Raw genomic sequence first — 17,294 nt, 5'->3', positions numbered from 1 at the left:
TCGTGGGCGATCAGTTCGTGCATCTGCACAATCACACCGAGTTCTCGATGCTCGACGGGATGGCGCAGATCGACCCGCTGTTCGCGGAGGCGTCACGTCTGGGTATGCCGGCCGTTGGGATGACCGACCACGGCAACATGTACGGCGCCTCGGACTTCTACAAGCAGGCCAAGAAGACCGGGGTCAAGCCCATCATCGGGATCGAGGCGTACGTCGCCCCGGAGTCGCGGTTCGAGAAGAAGCGCATCCTGTGGGGCGAGAAGCACCAGAAGAGTGACGACGTCGCCGGCTCCGGCGCCTACACGCACATGACGATGGTCGCCGAGAACGCCACCGGCCTGCGCAACCTGTTCCGGCTGTCCTCGCTGGCCTCGTACGAGGGGCAGCTGGGCAAGTGGGCGCGCATGGACGCGGAGATCCTCGCCGAGTACTCCGAGGGGATCATCGCCACCTCCGGCTGCCCCTCCGGCGAGATCCAGACCCGCCTGCGCCTCGGCCACATCAAGGAGGCCTACGAGGCCGCCGAGAAGTGGCAGTCGATCTTCGGCAAGGACAACTTCTTCCTCGAGCTCATGGACCACGGGATCGACATCGAGCGTCGGGTCCGCGAGGACCTGCTCAAGCTCGGTAGGGACCTGGGCATGCCGCCGCTCGTGACCAACGACTGCCACTACGTCACCCGCGAGCAGGCCCACGCCCACGAGGCCATGCTCTGCGTCCAGACCGGCAAGACGCTGGCCGACGAGAACCGCTTCAAGTTCGACGGGGACGGCTACTTCCTCAAGTCCGCCGAGGAGATGCGCGCCCAGTGGGACTCCGAGGTCCCCGGCGCCTGCGACAACACGCTGTGGATCGCCGAGCGTGTCCAGCCGTACGACGACATCTGGACCCCGCGCGACCGGATGCCCAAGTTCCCCGTACCCGAGGGCGAGACGGAGGACACCTGGTTGGCCAAGGAGGTCCACAAGGGTCTGCAGTGGCGCTTCCCCGACGGGGTGCCGCAGGAGTACATCGAGCGTGCGAACTTCGAGCTCGAGGTCATCAAGGGCAAGGGCTACCCCGGCTACTTCCTCGTGGTCGGCGACCTCATCGAGCACGCCCGCTCGATCGGCATCAAGGTCGGCCCCGGCCGAGGCTCCGCCGCCGGCGCGCTGGTGGCGTACGCGCTGAAGATCACCAACATCGACCCCATCGAGCACGGACTGCTGTTCGAGAGGTTCCTCAACCCCGAGCGGCCGTCCGCGCCCGATATCGATATCGACTTCGACGACCGGCGTCGCGGCGAGATGATCCGCTACGCGTCCGACAAGTGGGGCGCCGACAAGATCGCCCAGGTCATCACCTTCGGCACCATCAAGACCAAGGCCGCCATCAAGGACGCCGCCCGCGTCAACTTCGGCCAGCCCGGGTACGCGATCGCCGACCGCATCACCAAGGCGCTGCCGCCGCCGATCATGGCCAAGGACATCCCGCTGTCCGGGATCACCGACCCCAAGCACGAGCGGTACGGCGAGGCCGCCGAGGTGCGCCAACTCCTCGAGACCGACCCCGACGTCAAGCGGATCTACGACACGGCCCGCGGGCTGGAGGGCATGGTCCGTCAGGCCGGCGTTCACGCGTGTGCGGTGATCATGTCCTCCGAGCCGCTGCTCGACGTGATCCCCATGTGGAAGCGCGCGCAGGACGGAGCCCTCATCACCGGCTGGGACTACCCGTCGTGTGAGGACATCGGCCTGCTCAAGATGGATTTCCTGGGCCTGCGCAACCTCACGGTGATCGGTGACTGCCTGGAGAACATCAAGCTCAACCGTGGCGAGGAGATCGACCTCGACACGCTGAGCACGGACGACCAGGCGACGTACGATCTGCTCGCCCGCGGTGACACCCTGGGCGTGTTCCAGCTCGACTCCGGCGGCATGCGCGAGCTGCTCAAGCGGATGAAGCCCACCGGCTTCAACGACATCGTGGCCGCCCTCGCGCTGTACCGGCCCGGCCCCATGGGCATGGGTACGCACTGGAACTACGCCGACCGCAAGAACGGCAAGCAGGAACTGGTGCCCATCCACCCTGAGCTGGAGGAGCCGCTCAAGGAGATCCTCGGGGAGACCCACGGCCTGATCGTCTACCAGGAGCAGATCATGGCCATCTCCCGCGAGCTCGCGGGATACACGGCCGGTGAGGCCGACGGCTTCCGTAAGGCCATGGGTAAGAAGAAGGCCGAGGTCCTGGCCGCGGAGTACGAGAAGTTCTCGGGCGGTATGTTCGAGCGCGGGTTCTCCAAGGAGGCCGTCGACGCGCTGTGGGGCACCATCGAGCCCTTCGCCTCGTACGCGTTCAACAAGTCGCACGCCGCCGGCTACGGCCTCGTGTCTTTCTGGACCGGTTACCTCAAGGCCAACTACCCGGCCGAGTACATGGCCGCGCTGCTCACCTCCGTCGGGGACGACAAGGACAAGGCCGCCCTGTACCTGTCCAACTGCCGGCAGATGGGCATCAGGGTGCTCCCGCCGTCGGTCAACGAGTCGCTGACCAACTTCGCCTCCGTCGGCGAGGACATCCGGTTCGGCCTGGGTGCCGTGCGCAACGTCGGCGCGCAGGTCGTGGACTCGGTCGTCGCCGCGCGTGAGGCCAAGGGCGAGTTCACCGACTTCTCGGACTACCTCGCCAAGATCGACCAGACCGCCTGCACCAAGAAGGTCACCGAGTCGCTCATCAAGGCCGGCGCCTTCGACTCGCTCGGTCATCCGCGCAAGGGTCTGTTCCTGGTCCACGCCGACGCCGTGGAATCGGTGATGTCCACCAAGAAGGCCGAGGCCGTCGGCCAGTTCGACCTCTTCGGTGGGGGAGACGACACCGCGGCCGACACCGGCTTCGGTGACGTGTTCGCCGTCCGCGTGCCCGACGAGGAGTGGGACACCAAGCAGAAACTGGCCCTCGAGCGCGAGATGTTGGGCCTGTACGTGTCCGGGCACCCTCTCGACGGGCTCGAGGCCGCACTGGAGGCCAAGACCGACACGAACATCGCCACGATCCATGAGGGCGAGCTGGCCCACGGCACCGCCGTGACGATCGGCGGGATCATCTCCGGAGTCGACCGGCGGGTGAACAAGAACGGCGAGCCGTGGGCGATCGTGACGATCGAGGACTTCAACGGCAGCGTCGAGGTGCTGTTCTTCCCCAAGACCTACCGGATCGCTGCACTGGACATCGCCGAGGACGCGGTCGTGCTGGTCAAGGCGAGGATCAACATCCGTGAGGACCGCGTGTCGGTCTTCGGCGACACCCTCGAGGTGCCGGACCTGGTCGTCGGCGGGAACGGCGCGCCGCTCGCGCTGACGCTGCAGACGCGGATGTGCACCATCGAGACCGTCACCGCGCTCAAGCAGGTCTTGGTCCGCCACCCCGGCCCCTCGGACGTCCACCTGCGGTTGGTCAACGGCAACTCCTCGACGGTCCTGCGGCTCGACGACCAACTGCGGGTCGAGACCTCGTCCTCCCTCATGGGGGACCTCAAGGCGCTACTCGGCGCCGGCTGCCTCGCGGGCTGACCGCGGCCGCCCGGCGCACGCGGTGACCGGTTGGCGGTGATCGCGGGGGCGGTGGGACACTGGTGGTTGTGACCGCCACCGAACCCGCGCCCACCCAGGTCGTGACCACCGACGACATCGACGCCGCAGCCCGCCGGATCGGCGAGGTCATCCGGTCGACCGACCTGCAGGCCAGCGAGCGGCTCAGCGAGCAGACCGGCGCGCGCATCCTGCTCAAGCGGGAGGACCAGCAGGCGGTCCGCTCCTACAAGATCCGCGGCGCGTACAACCTCATGGCGCAGCTGACCGGCGACGAACGCAGCGCGGGCGTGGTCACCGCCAGCGCCGGCAACCACGCCCAGGGAGTGGCGTTCGCCTGCCGGGTCCTCGGGATCAACGGCCGCATCTACGTGCCGACCAACACGCCCAAGCAGAAGCGCGACCGGATCCTGGCCCACGGCCGCAGCTGGGTCGAGCTCGTGGTGACGGGGACCAACTTCGACGCCGCCCAGGCGGCTGCCCGCGCGGACGCCACGCGCACCGGGGCGACCATGGTGCCCCCGTTCGACCACCCCGACACGATGGCCGGGCAGGGCACGATCGCCGCCGAGATCCTCGCGCAGCTCGACGAGGTCCCCGACGCCGTGGTGGTCCCGGTCGGTGGCGGCGGACTGGCCGGGGGCATCGCGACCTATCTGGCCGAGTACGCGCCGGACTGCAAGATCATCGCCGTCGAGCCCGCTGGCGCCCCGTCGCTGACGAGAGCTCTGGAAGCGGGGGAGCCCGTCACCCTCGACACGGTCGACACCTTCGTCGACGGCGCCTCCGTCGCCCGGCTCGGTGACTTCCCGTTCGGCGTCATCTCCTCGATGACCGAGCGGATCCAGGTCCTCACGGTGGACGAGGGCGCGGTGTGCACGGAGATGTTGGAGCTGTACCAGAACGAGGGGATCATCTGTGAGCCCGCCGGCGCGCTGGCGGTGACGGCCCTCCACCAGCTCGAGATCGACGAGGGCGCCACTGTCGTCTGCATCGTCTCGGGCGGGAACAACGACGTCTCGCGGTACAGCGAGATCATCGAGCGGTCCCTCGTCCACAAGGGCCTCAAGCACTATTTCCTGGTCAAGTTCCCGCAGGAGCCGGGCCAGCTGCGTCGCTTCCTCGACGAGGTCTTGGGTCCCGAGGACGACATCACGCTGTTCGAGTACCTCAAGCGCAACAACCGCGAATTCGGCGCGGCGCTGGTGGGCATCGAGCTCGGGTCGGCCACCGGTTTGCACTCGCTGCTCGAGCGTATGGACGCCTCCCGCATCGACTGCGAGCGCCTCGAGCCCGGCACCGCCGCGTACGAATACCTGACCTGACCCGACCGGGCGTCAGCGTGTCCGCACCACCGCGAACCCGAACGCCTGGCAGAACACCGACTCGGCGTCGACCACCGCAGCAGAGGCCAGCACCGCCTCGCCGGCCAGCGGGACCCGGCACGGCTCGGTGCCCAGGTTCACCACCAACGCCAACGATCCACGATGGACCACCAGCCAGCGGTCGTCGTCGGCCTCCACACCGCACTCCACACGGACCGGCGCGAGCCACGGATCGCTCAGCTCCGGCTCGGCCTTGCGCAGGGCGATCAGCGCGCGGTAGACGCGCAGGATCTCAGCGTGCTCATAGGCTGCCTGCTCCGAGCGGTCGAGCACCGAGCGGCGGAACGTCTCCGGATCCTGCGGGTCCGCCACCGTGTCGGGATCCCAACCCATCGCCGCGAACTCGCGCGTCCGTCCCTGCCGCACCGCCTCGGCCAGCTCCGGCTCGGGATGCGAGGTGAAGAAGCAGAACGGCGTCCGCGCACCCCACTCCTCGCCCTGGAACAACATCGGCGTGAACGGCGAACACAGCACGATCGCGGCCTTGGCCAGCTGCTGCTGCGGCGTGAGATTCATCGACGGCCGATCGCCCGCCGCGCGATTACCCACCTGGTCGTGGGTCAGCGTGTAGGCGACGAACCGACTACCCGGCACCCGATCCACGTCCAGCGGCCGCCCGTGCACACGACCCCGGAAGGTCGAATAGGTTCCCGCATGCAGGAACGCGCCCGTGAGCACCTGCCGCAACGACTCGAGCGACCCGAAGTCCACGTAATAGCCCTGTCGCTCTCCGGAGACCGCGGCGTGGACGGCATGGTGCACGTCGTCGACCCACTGCCCGTCCAGTCCGAGCCCGCCGGCCTCCCGCGCGGTGACGGTCCGCGGATCGTTCTGGTCGGACTCCGCGATGAGCGACAGCGGCCGCCCGAGATGGGTGGACAGCGACTCGACCTCCACCACCAGCTGCTCCAGCAGGTGCACGGCCGACGCGTCGTGCAGCGCGTGCACGGCGTCGAGACGCAGTGCGTCGACGTGGAACTCGTCGAACCAGCGCAGCGCGTTGTCGATGATGTAGCGCCGCACCTCGCCCGAGTGCTCGCCGTCGAGGTTCAGTCCCGACCCCCACGGCCCGTCCGCGGCCGAGAGATACGGCCCGAACTCCGGGAGGTAGTTCCCCGACGGGCCCAGATGGTTGTAGACCACGTCCAGGCACACCGCCAGGCCGCGCGCGTGGCAGGCGTCCACGAACTGCTGAAACGCGTCCGGCCCGCCGTACGGCTCGTGCACGGCGAACCACGCCACGCCGTCGTAACCCCAGCCGTACTCGCCGTTGAACGCGCCCAGGGGCATCACCTCGACCATGTCCACGCCCAGCTCGACCAGCTCGTCGAGGTGCTCGATCGCACTGATCAGCGTCCCGCCGGTCGAGAAGGTGCCCACGTGCATCTCGTAGATCACCGACCCGGCCAGCTGCCGGCCGGTCCACGCCGCGTCCGTCCAGCGGGACGGGTCGAGGCGGTGGACCCGCGACAGCCCGTGCACCCCGTCCGGCTGACGCGTCGACCGCGGGTCGGGACGCGGCGGACCGACCTCGTCGTCGTCGCCGGTCACCACGAACCCGTAGTCCCTGCCCTGTTCCCGGGCAACGCCGCACGTCCACCAGCCGTCCGCGGCACGCCGCATGGGGACGGGATCGGCGTCGGGGTGGTCCAGCACCAGCCCCACCGCGCGTGCCTCCGGCGCCCACACGGAGAACATGTCGGCGCCGGTGGTTGTGGACGAGGTCGATGCGCTCGGAGAGGTCACATCACCCAGCGTAGGGAAAACCGGTGCCCGTGGTGAGGGGTCGGGTCGGACCGCCGCGCCGCGTCACCGCCACCGGGCGCGATACTGGGGGCATGACCGCATTGCCGCCCGTGCTCAGGCTCTCCGCCGGTCCGGACGTGACGGGGGAGTACGAGGAGAAGCGCTCCAGGTTCGTGGCGGTGTTGAGACGGTGCGACGACGAGGAGGACGCCCGCGCCCTGATCGCCGACCTCCGCTCCGCGCATCCGGCGGCTCGCCACCACTGCAGTGCCTTCATCGTGGGCGACCCCGGGGCCGGCCCGATCGAGCGGACCAACGACGACGGCGAACCCTCCGGCACCGCCGGGACCCCCATGCTGGACGTCCTGCGGGGAAGCGGGCTGACCGGCGTGTGCGCGGTGGTCGTCCGGTGGTTCGGCGGCACCAAGCTCGGCACCGGCGGCCTCGCCCGCGCCTACTCCGCCGCGGTGAGCGATGCCGTCGAGCAGGCGTGGACCGACGGGCGCGTCGTGGAGGTGACCCGGACCCCCGCGTGGAAGGCCGTGGTCGACCACTCCGTCGCCGGTGGACTCGAGGCGGCGCTGCGCTCGGCCGGCGTCCGCGTGCTCGACGTGGACTACGGCCGTCGAGTCGGGCTGACGGTGGCGGGGGAGTTCGGGGTGATCGGGCCGATCCTCGCCGCCCGCACGTCCGGGGGCGCCGAGTGGTCAGAGGCGGGGGTCGCGACCACCGAGACCGCGGCGACACGCCCGGATATGGAATCCTGAACGTATGAGCATGCAGCCCTACCAGCCGAACTCGATCGAGGCCCAGAAGCAGCAGGTCCGTAAGGATGCGCGGAACACGGCGATCGCGCTGGGTGTGACTGTGGTGTCGCTGCCGATCGCGTTGTTCGCGAGCTCGTTCTTTACGCTGGTGGCGATCATCGCCGGGATTCTGACGATCTACCACGGCAACAAGGTCCGCAAGGCGATCTCCGGCAAGCCGGACCAGAAGCGCGAGCTGTACTGAGCCGTCGCCAGCCGCTCGCCGGCCCGAACGGCTGGATGCAGGTTAACCGTGGCGGCGCACGACGTCGCCCAGGTCCGCGCGCTCGGCGCGGAACGTGTTGGCCGGGTGGTTCTCGTCCGCGTAGCCGAAGGCGATCCCGCACACGATGAGCCGGTCGGCCGGGATCGACAGGTGCTCGCGGACAGCGTCGGAATACAGGGCGATCGCGGCCTGCGCGCACGTCGCCACGCCGAGTGAGGTGGCCGCGGCCAGGAACGTCGAGACGTACCCGCCGCAGTCGACTGCCCCATAGGTGCCCAGGCCCGCGTCCGAGGTGATGATCGCGACGTGGGGGGCGCCGAAGAAGCGGTAGTTCTCCAGCATCTGGCGCAGTCGCGCCTCCTGGTCCGACCGCTCGATGCCCAGCGCGGTATAGAGGCCGTAGCCACTGGCCCGCCGGCGGTCCCCATAGACGCCGTCGTACCGCTCCGGCGCCGGGAAATCCGAGCGCATGTCGTTGGCCAACACGTGCTCGGTGAGGTGCGTGCTGAACGCGGCCGTCGCGTCCCCGGTCACGAGGTCGACCTGCCAGGCCTGCGAGTTGCACCACGATGCCGTGCGCTGGGCCATCCGCAGGATCTGCTCGATCGTCTCCTCAGGCACCGGCTCCGAGGTGAAGCCGCGGCAACTGTAGCGCTCGTCGAGGATCCGCTCGAGCGTGGCGGCGGCGTCGAGTGTCGCCGGAGCGATCGAGGCGGCGTCGGTCATGGGTCCTCCAGCGAGCTGCGGGGTGGTGTGATCCCAGTCTCCCATGGCGCCCCGGCTCGGGCCCCCCGACGATCTGCCCCTCGGATCGTCACCTGCCCTAGGAACTCCTGGAGCAACTCGCGATCCGAGGGGCAGAACGCCACGGCCGCATCGGAGGCTCACGCCGGCTACGGCTGGATGTCCACTCTGACGGGACTTTCGGCCGTCGGAAGCAAGTCGTGAGGATCCGGATCGCCCGGCGGGAACTCGTCCACTCGCCGCCCCGACAGCGGCGATGAGGCAGGTCAGTTGGCTGCGAGCACGCAGTCACAGTCGCCGGCGTGATCCACAGGAGAACGAGTCGAGCACCGGGATGAGCCGGAACCGGCCAGATGAGCACCGAGGATCTGACCATGGCTACTTTCGATGACCTGCGAGCACTTCTCCACACGACTGAGCAGTTGATGGCGGCCGGCTTCAGCACCCAGTCGCTCGGTAGAGCGGTCACCTCGGGCGATCTCATCCGCCTGCGGCCCGGCTTCTACGTCGACCGGTCCACGCGAGAGCTCGGGCGAGAGGAGCGGCACCTGCTCATGGTGCTGGCGGCGGACCGCGCCCTCGGATGCCCGGTGTTCACCCACTGGTCGGCAGCACTCGTCCTCGGATTGCCGGGCTGGGATCTGCCACTCGGAACCGTGTCGTTGTCCCGCGCCGGGTACGCCCAGAGATCCCGTACCACCAGGCTGACCAGGCATGACGTGACCCCGTTGGCGGAAGACGACGTCCACGTGGTCGACGGGCTCCGCGTGACCCGCCCAAAACGCACCATCGTGGACGTGGCCAGGGCGTGCGCACCACCGGCGAGCGTGGCAGTCGCAGATGCGGCCTTCAAGGCGGAGGCGGTCACTGCGGCGTCGGTGGACGACGCGCTGAGCCGCGCGGCCGGTAAATCCGGTGTCAAACGCGCGCGGGCCGCGCTGGCGCGAGTCGATGCCCGCAGCGAGAGCGTCGCGGAGACCCGCAGTCGCCTGATCTTCGCGGACTACGGTCTTCCTGAGCCTCAGACACAGGTCGACATCTTCGATACCCACGGCAACTTCGTCGCTCGCGTGGACTTTCTCTGGCCGGAGCTCGGTCTGATCGGCGAATGCGACGGTTTCGGCAAGTACCTCGATGGCGCGGATGCGACAGAGGCCCGGCGCCGACTGGGTGTGGAGAAAGATCGAGATGCCGCGCTCATGGCTCTGGGCTACCGGGTGCTCCACTGGCGCTGGGCGGATCTCGACAAGCCTCGGCTCCTGGTGCAGCGCCTTCGGAGCGTGATGTACCCGGCCGCCGCCTGACTACGGCGGCTGACCGTCACAATCCGCCCCTCGAACCTCGATCCGCCCTCCGCAGATCGATTTGCCCTAGGAACTCCGAGTGCAGATCGTCATCCGAGGGGCGGATCACCGATCGAAGGGCGTAACGCCGTCATGAGACTGCGCGGGCCGCGTGGAGGCTTCGGGCGCGGTTATCCTCGGGCCATGGGTGTGCGGGTGGACGCGTGGACGTGGTCGGTGCGGTTGTTCCCGTCGCGGACCAAGGCGGCGGCCGCCTGTCGGGGTGGCCACGTCAAGGTCAACGGCGAGGCGGTGCAACCGTCGAAGAACGTCGTGCCCGGCGACCGGGTCCAGGTGACGGGCACGCTCGGCCGGATTCGCATTCTCGAGGTGGTCGAGACGGTGAGCAAGCGGGTCGGGGCTCCGGTGGCGGCGACCTGCTATATCGACCACTCGCCCCCGCCGCCGCCCAAGGAGGTCCTGGCCTCCCAACCGCGACGGGACCGCGGCGCGGGCCGGCCCACCAAGCGCGAGCGGCGGGAGACCGACAGGCTGCTGGGCCGCGGCTGACCCAGCCCACCCGGCCCAGCTCGACCCCACCCAGCCCGACCGGACGGACCCGACACGCCAGTCGACCCGCCTCAGTCCTCGCGAACGATCACCACGACGGGGAAGGCGCTGAGCAACTCGCCCAGGTCGACGCGGCCGGAGATCGGAGCCCCGCCGGGCCGCACCGCCCACGTCCCCTCCGGCAGCAGGGCGGTGGTGCCTCCAAGATCGCCGGCGCTGAGGACCGCCGTCCGCCGCCGGGCGATCAGCCCGACCGCCGCGCGGCCGTCGACCGACCGCGTGAACGCGACGACGTCCGCGGCCGCGGGACCGTGCACGGGTAGCGGCACGTGTGCCCCGCCGACGAGGTCCGCCGGGTGCGACCGGCGTATCCTGAGCACTTCGCGGACCAGTGCGAACTTCGGATGGCCGGCACGGGCGACGGCGCCCGAGCGGAGCGGACCGTAATCCACGAACCGCCGGTTGTCCGGGTCGACGAGTGAGTCCTCCCACACCTCGGTGCCCTGGTAGACGTCCGGCACGCCGGGGGAGAGCAGCTGCACGGCCTTGGCGACGAGTGCGTTGTCGCGTCCGGCCGGGGCGATGCGCTCGACGAACGGGCCGATGAGCGCGGAACCGGAGCCGAGTAGGGTGTCGATCCACTCGTGCGCGGCGGACTCGAACTCCGCGTTCTGATCGGTCCATCTTGTGTGGACCGCGGCCTCCCGCAGGGCCTTGTCGGCATAGTCGTGCAGACGCGAACGCAGCTCGTCGGTCGGCCCGCCCGGTTCCGGCCACACGCCCACGACGATCTGCAGCAGGAAGTACCCGGCGTCCTCGGCCGGCGGGGGATGGGCCTCGAACACGCGCGAGACCAGGTCGGCCCACGCGTCCGGGACCTGGGACAGCACCGAGATCCGGGCGCGGACGTCCTCGCCGCGCTTGGTGTCGTGGGTGCTCAGCGCGGTCATGGCCAGCGGTGTGGCGCGGGCGCGTTCGGCCATCGCCAGGTGGAACGCCTCGACGGCCATGCCCATTCGCCCGGGTGAGCCGCCGACCTCGTTGAGCGAGACGAGCCGCCCGAGGCGGTAGAAGAGCCGATCCTCCTCGGCCTTCGCGGTGGCGGCGCCGGTGACCTGCGCGAGCCGCGTGGACGCCTCGCCGCCGCGCGCGAGTGCACCGGCCACGAGGCGCAGTGCGGGCGCGAGCTCGGGCCGGTCGCGGCGCAGGCCGTCGACGATGGCCGGGAGGGTGCCCCGCAGGACGGGATAGTCGGCCCGGTAGAACGGCGTACGCGCGATCACCGAGATCAGGGCCTCGCGGAGATCGCGCTCCTCGACGTCGTCGCTCGTCGACCCCCCGTGCCCGGCGGCGGCCTCGTGGCGCACGACGCGGGCGAGCCGCGCCAACTCGGGGGCGAGATCCTCGGCGGCGATCTGTCTCTTGAGCTCGGCGGACTGCGCGTGGATCCGGTCCTCGTCGCCCGGGTCACCGCTGTACCGCGCGGCGAGCTCGGACAACCGGGCCTCGCCGGAGGCGTCGACGAGCAGCTGATCGATGAGCCGCAGGGCGTCGTAACCGGTGGTGCCGTCGACCCCCATGGCGGGCTCGAGGACCTCGTCGGGCGCGAGGATCTTCTCCACCAGCACGAGCCGGTCCGGTCCGACGAGGTCCCGCAGTCGGTGCGCGTAGCCCACCGGGTCGGACAACCCGTCCGGGTGGTCGACGCGGATGCCGTCGACGAGGTCCTCCTCGCACCAGCGGCGCACCTCGGCGTGGGTGGCGTCGAAGACCTCGGGGTCCTTCTGGCGGAGTCCGGCCAGGCCGGTGACGGTGAAGAAGCGACGGTAGCCGAGCAGCGGCTCCCGCCAGTGGGTGAGCCGGTAGTGCTGGCGGTCGTGCACCTCCTGCGCGGTGCCGTCCCCGGTGCCGGGCGCCACGGGGAAGCGGTGGTCGTAAAAGTGGAGCTCGGCCTCGCCGCTCGGGGAGTCCTCGGGGGCGACGACGACGAGGTCGGCCACGTCCTCCGGAGAGCCCAGGACGGGTATCGCGATCCTGCCGTCGGCCCCGTTGGCCTTCTCGGTGTCGAAGTCGAAGAAGCGGTGATACTCCGAGTCGGGGCCCCGCCGCAGCGCGTCCCACCACCAGGGGTTGGCGGCCGGCTCGTCCACGCCGAGGTGGTTGGGCACGATGTCGGCGATCAGCCCCAGCCCGTGGGCGCGGCACGCCGCGCGCAGGGACCGCAGGGCGTCGATCCCACCGAGCTCGGGCGAGACCTCGGTGGGGTCGACGACGTCGTAACCATGGGTCGAGCCGGGCGTGGCGGTCAGGACGGGCGAGAGGTACACCGCGCCCACCCCGAGGTCGGCGAGGTAGGGCACGAGCTGCTCGGCGTCGGCCAGGGTGAAGCCGCGGCCGTCGGGGTCGGAGGCGGGGGTGCGCAGCTGGAGGCGGTAGGTGCTGGAGAGAGCGTCGACCCGGGCCCGCAGGCCCGACCCCGCGCCGTTCGCGGCGTCGCCCATCAGCGCAGCTTCCGTAGGACGGCCGTGCCGCGGCCGGCCACGACCAGGGTGCCGTCGGAGGGCAGGTCCCCGTTGTGGTCGCCGGCGGGCCGGGTGGTGTCGAGGACGATCTCCCACGCCTCGGCGTACTCGGGGCCGAGCAACGAGAAGTCGATGGGCTCGTGGTGGGCGTTGAACAGCATGAGGAACGAGTCGTCGATGATCCGCTGCCCACGCTCGTCCGGCTCGCGGATGCCCTCGCCGTTGAGGTAGACGGCCAGGGACTTGCCGAAGCCGGAGTCCCAGTCCTTGCTCGTCATCTCCGAGCCGTCGGGGGCGAACCACGCGATGTCCTGCGGGTCCTCCTCGCCGCGCACCGGGGTGCCGAAGAAGCGTCGACGCCGGAACACGGGGTGGTTCTTCCGCAGTTGGACGAGCTCGCGGGTGAAGGCGAGCAGGTCCTCCTGCTCCTCGTCGAGGTCCCAGTTCATCCACGACGTCTCGTTGTCCTGGCAGTAGACGTTGTTGTTGCCGTGCTGGGTGCGCGCGATCTCGTCACCGTGGGCGATCATCGGCGTGCCCTGCGAGAGGATGAGGGTCGTGAGCAGGTTGCGCTTCTGACGGCGGCGCAGGGCGAGGATCTCGGGGTCGTCGGTGGGCCCCTCGACGCCGCAGTTCCAGGAGCGGTTGTGGCTCTCGCCGTCGTTGTTGTCCTCCCCGTTGGCCTCGTTGTGTTTCTCGTTGTAGGTCACGAGGTCGTTGAGGGTGAAACCGTCGTGCGCGGTGACGAAGTTGATCGACGCAGTGGGGCGCCTGCCGGTGGCCTCGTACAGGTCGGAGGAGCCGGTGAGGCGGGAGGCGAACTCGCCCAGGGTGGCGGGCTCGCCGCGCCAGAAGTCGCGCACCGTGTCGCGGAACTGGCCGTTCCACTCCGTCCACAGGGGCGGGAAGTTGCCCACCTGGTAGCCGCCCTCACCGACGTCCCACGGCTCGGCGATGAGCTTGACCTGGCTGACCACCGGGTCCTGCTGGACGAGATCGAAGAACGAGGACAGCCGGTCGACCTCGTGCAGGCCGCGGGCGAGCGACGAGGCGAGGTCGAAGCGGAAGCCGTCGACGTGCATGTCGAGGATCCAGTAGCGCAGCGAGTCCATGATGAGCTGCAGCGAGTGCGGGTGCCGGACGTTGAGGGTGTTGCCGGTCCCCGTGTAGTCCATGTAGAACTGCTTGTCGCCCTCGACGAGCCGGTAGTAGGCCTGGTTGTCGATACCGCGGAAGCCGATGGTGGGCCCCAGGTGGTTGCCCTCGGCGGTGTGGTTGTAGACCACGTCGAGGATCACCTCGATGTTCGCCTCGTGGAAGGCCTTGACCATGGCCTTGAACTCGCTCACGGCGTCGCCGGGCTGGCGGGAGAAGGCGTACTCGTTGTGGGGGGCGAGGAACCCGAAGCTGTTGTAGCCCCAGTAGTTGCGCAGGCCCTTGTCGATGAGCGGCTGGTCGTGCATGAACTGGTGCACGGGCATGAGCTCGATCGCGGTGACGCCCAGTTCGGTGAGGTAGTCGATGATCGCGGGGTGGCTCATGCCCGCATAGGTCCCGCGCATCTCGGCGGGGATGTCGGGATGGGTGGCCGTCATGCCCTTGACGTGGGCCTCGTAGATCACCGTGTTGTGGTACTCGTGGCCGGGCGCCCGGTCATTGCCCCAGTCGAAGTAGGGGTTGATCACGACGGTGGTCATGGTGTGCCCGAGCGAGTCGTCGGTGTTGCGCTCGTCCGGGTTGTCGAGGTCGTAGCTGTGCAGGCTCGGGTGGCCGTCGAAGCTGCCGTCGAACGCCTTGCCGTACGGGTCGAGCAGCAGCTTGGACGGGTCGCACCGCAGTCCGTTCTCCGGCTCGTACGGCCCGTGGACGCGGAATCCGTACCGCTGACCCGGGGTCACTCCGAACAGGTAGCAGTGCCAGATGTGGTAGTCGACCTCCTCGAGTTCGACTCGCTGTTCGCTGCCGTCGTCGTCGATCAGGCAGAGCTCGACGCGCTCCGCGACCTCGGAGAACAGGGAGAAGTTCGTGCCGGTGCCGTCGTAGGTGGCCCCCAGCGGGTAAGGGGTTCCCGGCCAGGCGCGGATGAGCTCCGGGGCGGCTTGCGTCACGTCATCTTGGGTCACGCTGCCCAAGGGTAGTGCCTATCGGTACCCGGCGAGGCCCTCGTACGCGAAGGTCCCGGTCACCACCAGCCGGTGGCGGGCCCCATCTGACGGGCCAGTTCGCCGGACGCGGAGCGCACCCAGGAGCCGGACAGGTGGTGGGAGTCGTGGTAGACGATCACGTTGCCCACCACGGCGGGGCAGACCTCGGGATCACACAGCCCGTCGGTGAGGTCGAGCAGTCGCACGGAGTCGAGGCCGGCGCCGGCGAGCGCGGCGGGGTTGACGGGGGAGATGGAGCGCTCGCGAGGCATGCCGCACTCGGCCGGGGTGCCGCCGTCGCCGAGGCAGTCGGAGGCGCGGATCGGGCCGCGGCCGCGGTTGAGCCACGGGGTGTCGCGGATGGCGATGACCCCGATGCCCTGCTCGCCGAGCGCGCGCCACAGGTCGACGTACTGGCGGGGGGTGACGTCGGGTCCCACGACGCCGACGGGTCGGGTGGCGGTGGTGAAGACGAAGTCCGGGTCCAGCCCGACGAGCGCCGCCAGCGCCTCGGGGGTCCACTCGGCGCAGCTCTCGTAGAGCTGTTCGCCGCCGTCGGAGACCGTGGCGTCCAGGGTGAGGGGGCAGCCCATCTTGAGGACGGTGACCACGCGGAAGCCGTAGTGCCGACCGACCTCGTCGAGGCCGCTGATCCAGTGCTCGGCGTGGGAGCCGCCGGTGAGCGCGATGGTGCGGGGCGAGGTGACGTCGCCGTAGACGCACATCTCCACCTCGGAGGACTCGAAGGTCGAGATGCAGCCGTCCATGGTGCTGGCGGGCAGGTCGTTGCCCACCTGGAGCAGGGAGGGGACGTACGCGACGTCGTCGGGCGCGGGGACTCCCTCGAGGAACGCCCGCGCGCCGGGGTGGTCCGGGTCGGTGAGGGAGTCGACGTAGGGGACGGCCGAGCGGGAACCGGAGGTGGCGCCCCACCAGCCGACGGTGGCCACGCTGGCGACGGCGGCGACGACGACGAGGACGCTCGCGCGGACGAACAGTCTCTGCTCCCGGGGCGAGCGTTCCGGGCCGCCCCGGAGCCGGTCGCGGGCGGCGGCCGCCGGGGTGGTGCGTCCCCGGGCCCGGCTGGCCATCCGCACCGGTCGCTCGATGTATTTCTCCGTGAGAAGCGCCAGCACGATCGACACGGCGATGATCACCAGGCCGGAGGCGAGCGTGATCTCGGCCTCGCGGTCGTGGGAGAGCCACAGGATGAGCAGCGGCCAGTGCCACAGGTAGAGCGAGTAGGAGATGTCCCCGAGGCGCCGGAACAGCCGGCCGGACAGCAGCCAGGTGATGGGGTCCCGGGCCGGGGTGGCGCGCAGGCCGGGCGGGAGGTTGCCGCCGAGGATGATGAGCAGCGCGCCGCCGATGGGGTACCAGGCCAGCGGGCCGGGGAAGTGGCCCGCGCCGTCGAAGAGGAATCCGGTGCTCACCACCAGGAAGAGGCCGGTGGCGGTGGTGAGCAGGCGGAGGGGCCAGGGCAGGACGATCCCGGCCAGGACGATCGCCGCCAGGCCGCCGACGAGCAGCTCCCACATGCGGGCGCCGGTGTCGTAGTAGTTCCACGACTGGTTGGCGGACTGTCCGAGCACGGCCCACCACGCCGATGTGGCGGTGCCCGCGGCCACGATGCCGACGAGGACCCACTTGGGGGTGCCGCGGCGGACGAGCCGACGCCACAGCAGGCTCACGCCGAGGACCACCACCAGGGCCACCAGGTAGAACTGGCCCTGGACGGACATCGACCACAGGTGCTGCAGTGGCGAGATGGTCGCGTCGGCGGCCGCGTAGTCCGAGGCGGTGAGCGCCAGTTCCCAGTTCTGGTAGTACAGCAGCGAGGCCACGGTCTGCTCGAAGATCGCCGACCACTGGGTGGGCGGCTTGACGAGCACGGTGCCGAGGACGGTCGCGGCGACCGTCACCACCAGCGCCGGGTACAGCCTGCGGACCAGGCGCTTGAGGTGCGGCAGCGGGTTGAGGGGCGTGTCCGGGTCGCCGGCGCCGCGCAGGAGCGAGCCGAGGAAGAAGAACCCGGACAGGGTGAGGAACACGTCGACGCCGCCGGAGACGCGGCCCATCCAGATGTGGAACACCACGACCAGTGCGATCGCGAGGCCGCGCAGGCCGTCGATGTCGTGCCGGTAGGCCTTCGTCCCGCGGCGCCGGGGGGCGGGCGCGGGAGCAGGGGTGGAGGCCACTGGCTGATACTTCCTGACGTCTTGTCCGGGGGTCGCGGATGGCCCCGGCCCGGCATCCGGGCGCCACGCCGGGGGGAGCGGAGCCGGGTCCGATTACACCACAG

11 protein-coding genes are annotated in these 17,294 nt (G+C 69.9%); 6 read left to right on the top strand and 5 right to left on the bottom strand.

The window, feature by feature from the left end; translation table 11 throughout:
- Nucleotides 1-2: 2 nt before the first annotated feature.
- Both dnaE and ilvA read left to right on the top strand, forming a co-directional pair.
- Nucleotides 3-3,548, top strand: coding sequence for a DNA polymerase III subunit alpha (dnaE, locus tag DPA01S_RS11780; protein ID WP_061916449.1), 3,546 nt, complete (start codon nucleotides 3-5; stop codon nucleotides 3,546-3,548).
- Nucleotides 3,549-3,616: 68 nt separating this feature from the next.
- A complete protein-coding gene (gene ilvA / locus DPA01S_RS11775; protein ID WP_083324340.1) occupies nucleotides 3,617-4,891 on the top strand; it encodes a threonine ammonia-lyase IlvA in 1,275 nt (424 codons plus the stop codon).
- A 12-nt stretch (nucleotides 4,892-4,903) separates the two neighbouring features.
- On the opposite strand, the gene treZ is transcribed toward ilvA, so the two are convergent.
- Nucleotides 4,904-6,649 carry a malto-oligosyltrehalose trehalohydrolase gene (treZ, locus tag DPA01S_RS11770; RefSeq protein ID WP_232303120.1) on the bottom strand — a complete coding sequence of 582 codons (1,746 nt, stop codon included), beginning with the start codon at nucleotides 6,647-6,649 and terminating at the stop codon, nucleotides 4,904-4,906.
- A 140-nt stretch (nucleotides 6,650-6,789) separates the two neighbouring features.
- Between treZ and DPA01S_RS11765 the strand changes: the two genes are divergently transcribed.
- Both DPA01S_RS11765 and DPA01S_RS11760 read left to right on the top strand, forming a co-directional pair.
- On the top strand, nucleotides 6,790-7,464 hold the full coding sequence (locus tag DPA01S_RS11765) for an IMPACT family protein (protein WP_061229120.1): 675 nt from the start codon (nucleotides 6,790-6,792) through the stop codon (nucleotides 7,462-7,464).
- Between the two features lie 4 nt (nucleotides 7,465-7,468).
- Entirely contained in the window at nucleotides 7,469-7,708 is a 240-nt protein-coding gene (locus DPA01S_RS11760; protein WP_061229121.1) for a hypothetical protein, read from the top strand.
- Nucleotides 7,709-7,750: 42 nt separating this feature from the next.
- On the opposite strand, the gene DPA01S_RS11755 is transcribed toward DPA01S_RS11760, so the two are convergent.
- Nucleotides 7,751-8,455: a nitroreductase gene (locus DPA01S_RS11755; RefSeq protein ID WP_061229122.1), complete on the bottom strand. Its 705-nt coding sequence runs from the start codon at nucleotides 8,453-8,455 to the stop codon at nucleotides 7,751-7,753.
- Nucleotides 8,456-8,847: 392 nt separating this feature from the next.
- Here DPA01S_RS11755 and DPA01S_RS11750 point away from each other — a divergent pair, with 392 nt between their 5' ends.
- Both DPA01S_RS11750 and DPA01S_RS11745 read left to right on the top strand, forming a co-directional pair.
- Nucleotides 8,848-9,777, top strand: coding sequence for a type IV toxin-antitoxin system AbiEi family antitoxin domain-containing protein (locus tag DPA01S_RS11750; RefSeq protein ID WP_232303118.1), 930 nt, complete (start codon nucleotides 8,848-8,850; stop codon nucleotides 9,775-9,777).
- A 183-nt stretch (nucleotides 9,778-9,960) separates the two neighbouring features.
- The gene (locus DPA01S_RS11745; protein WP_061229124.1) at nucleotides 9,961-10,326 is read left to right on the top strand and encodes an RNA-binding S4 domain-containing protein; all 366 of its coding nucleotides are present in this window, start codon (nucleotides 9,961-9,963) and stop codon (nucleotides 10,324-10,326) included.
- Between the two features lie 71 nt (nucleotides 10,327-10,397).
- Here DPA01S_RS11745 and treY read toward each other — a convergent pair whose 3' ends face one another.
- The 3 genes from treY to DPA01S_RS11730 all read right to left on the bottom strand — a co-directional run bounded on the left by treY (nucleotide 10,398) and on the right by DPA01S_RS11730 (nucleotide 17,190).
- Entirely contained in the window at nucleotides 10,398-12,827 is a 2,430-nt protein-coding gene (gene treY, locus DPA01S_RS11740; protein ID WP_061916440.1) for a malto-oligosyltrehalose synthase, read from the bottom strand.
- Entirely contained in the window at nucleotides 12,827-14,956 is a 2,130-nt protein-coding gene (gene glgX, locus DPA01S_RS11735; protein WP_061229126.1) for a glycogen debranching protein GlgX, read from the bottom strand. The genes treY and glgX overlap by 1 nt, the downstream gene beginning before the upstream one ends.
- Nucleotides 14,957-15,030: 74 nt before the next feature.
- A complete protein-coding gene (locus DPA01S_RS11730; protein WP_061229127.1) occupies nucleotides 15,031-17,190 on the bottom strand; it encodes an acyltransferase family protein in 2,160 nt (719 codons plus the stop codon).
- Nucleotides 17,191-17,294 lie beyond the last annotated feature (104 nt).

Origin of the sequence: Dietzia papillomatosis NBRC 105045, assembly GCF_001570845.1 — a bacterium.
GTDB classification, from domain to species: domain Bacteria; phylum Actinomycetota; class Actinomycetes; order Mycobacteriales; family Mycobacteriaceae; genus Dietzia; species Dietzia cinnamea.
The sequence above is the reverse complement of the archived record's forward strand: the minus strand, read 5'-3'. Positions and strand labels throughout refer to the sequence as shown.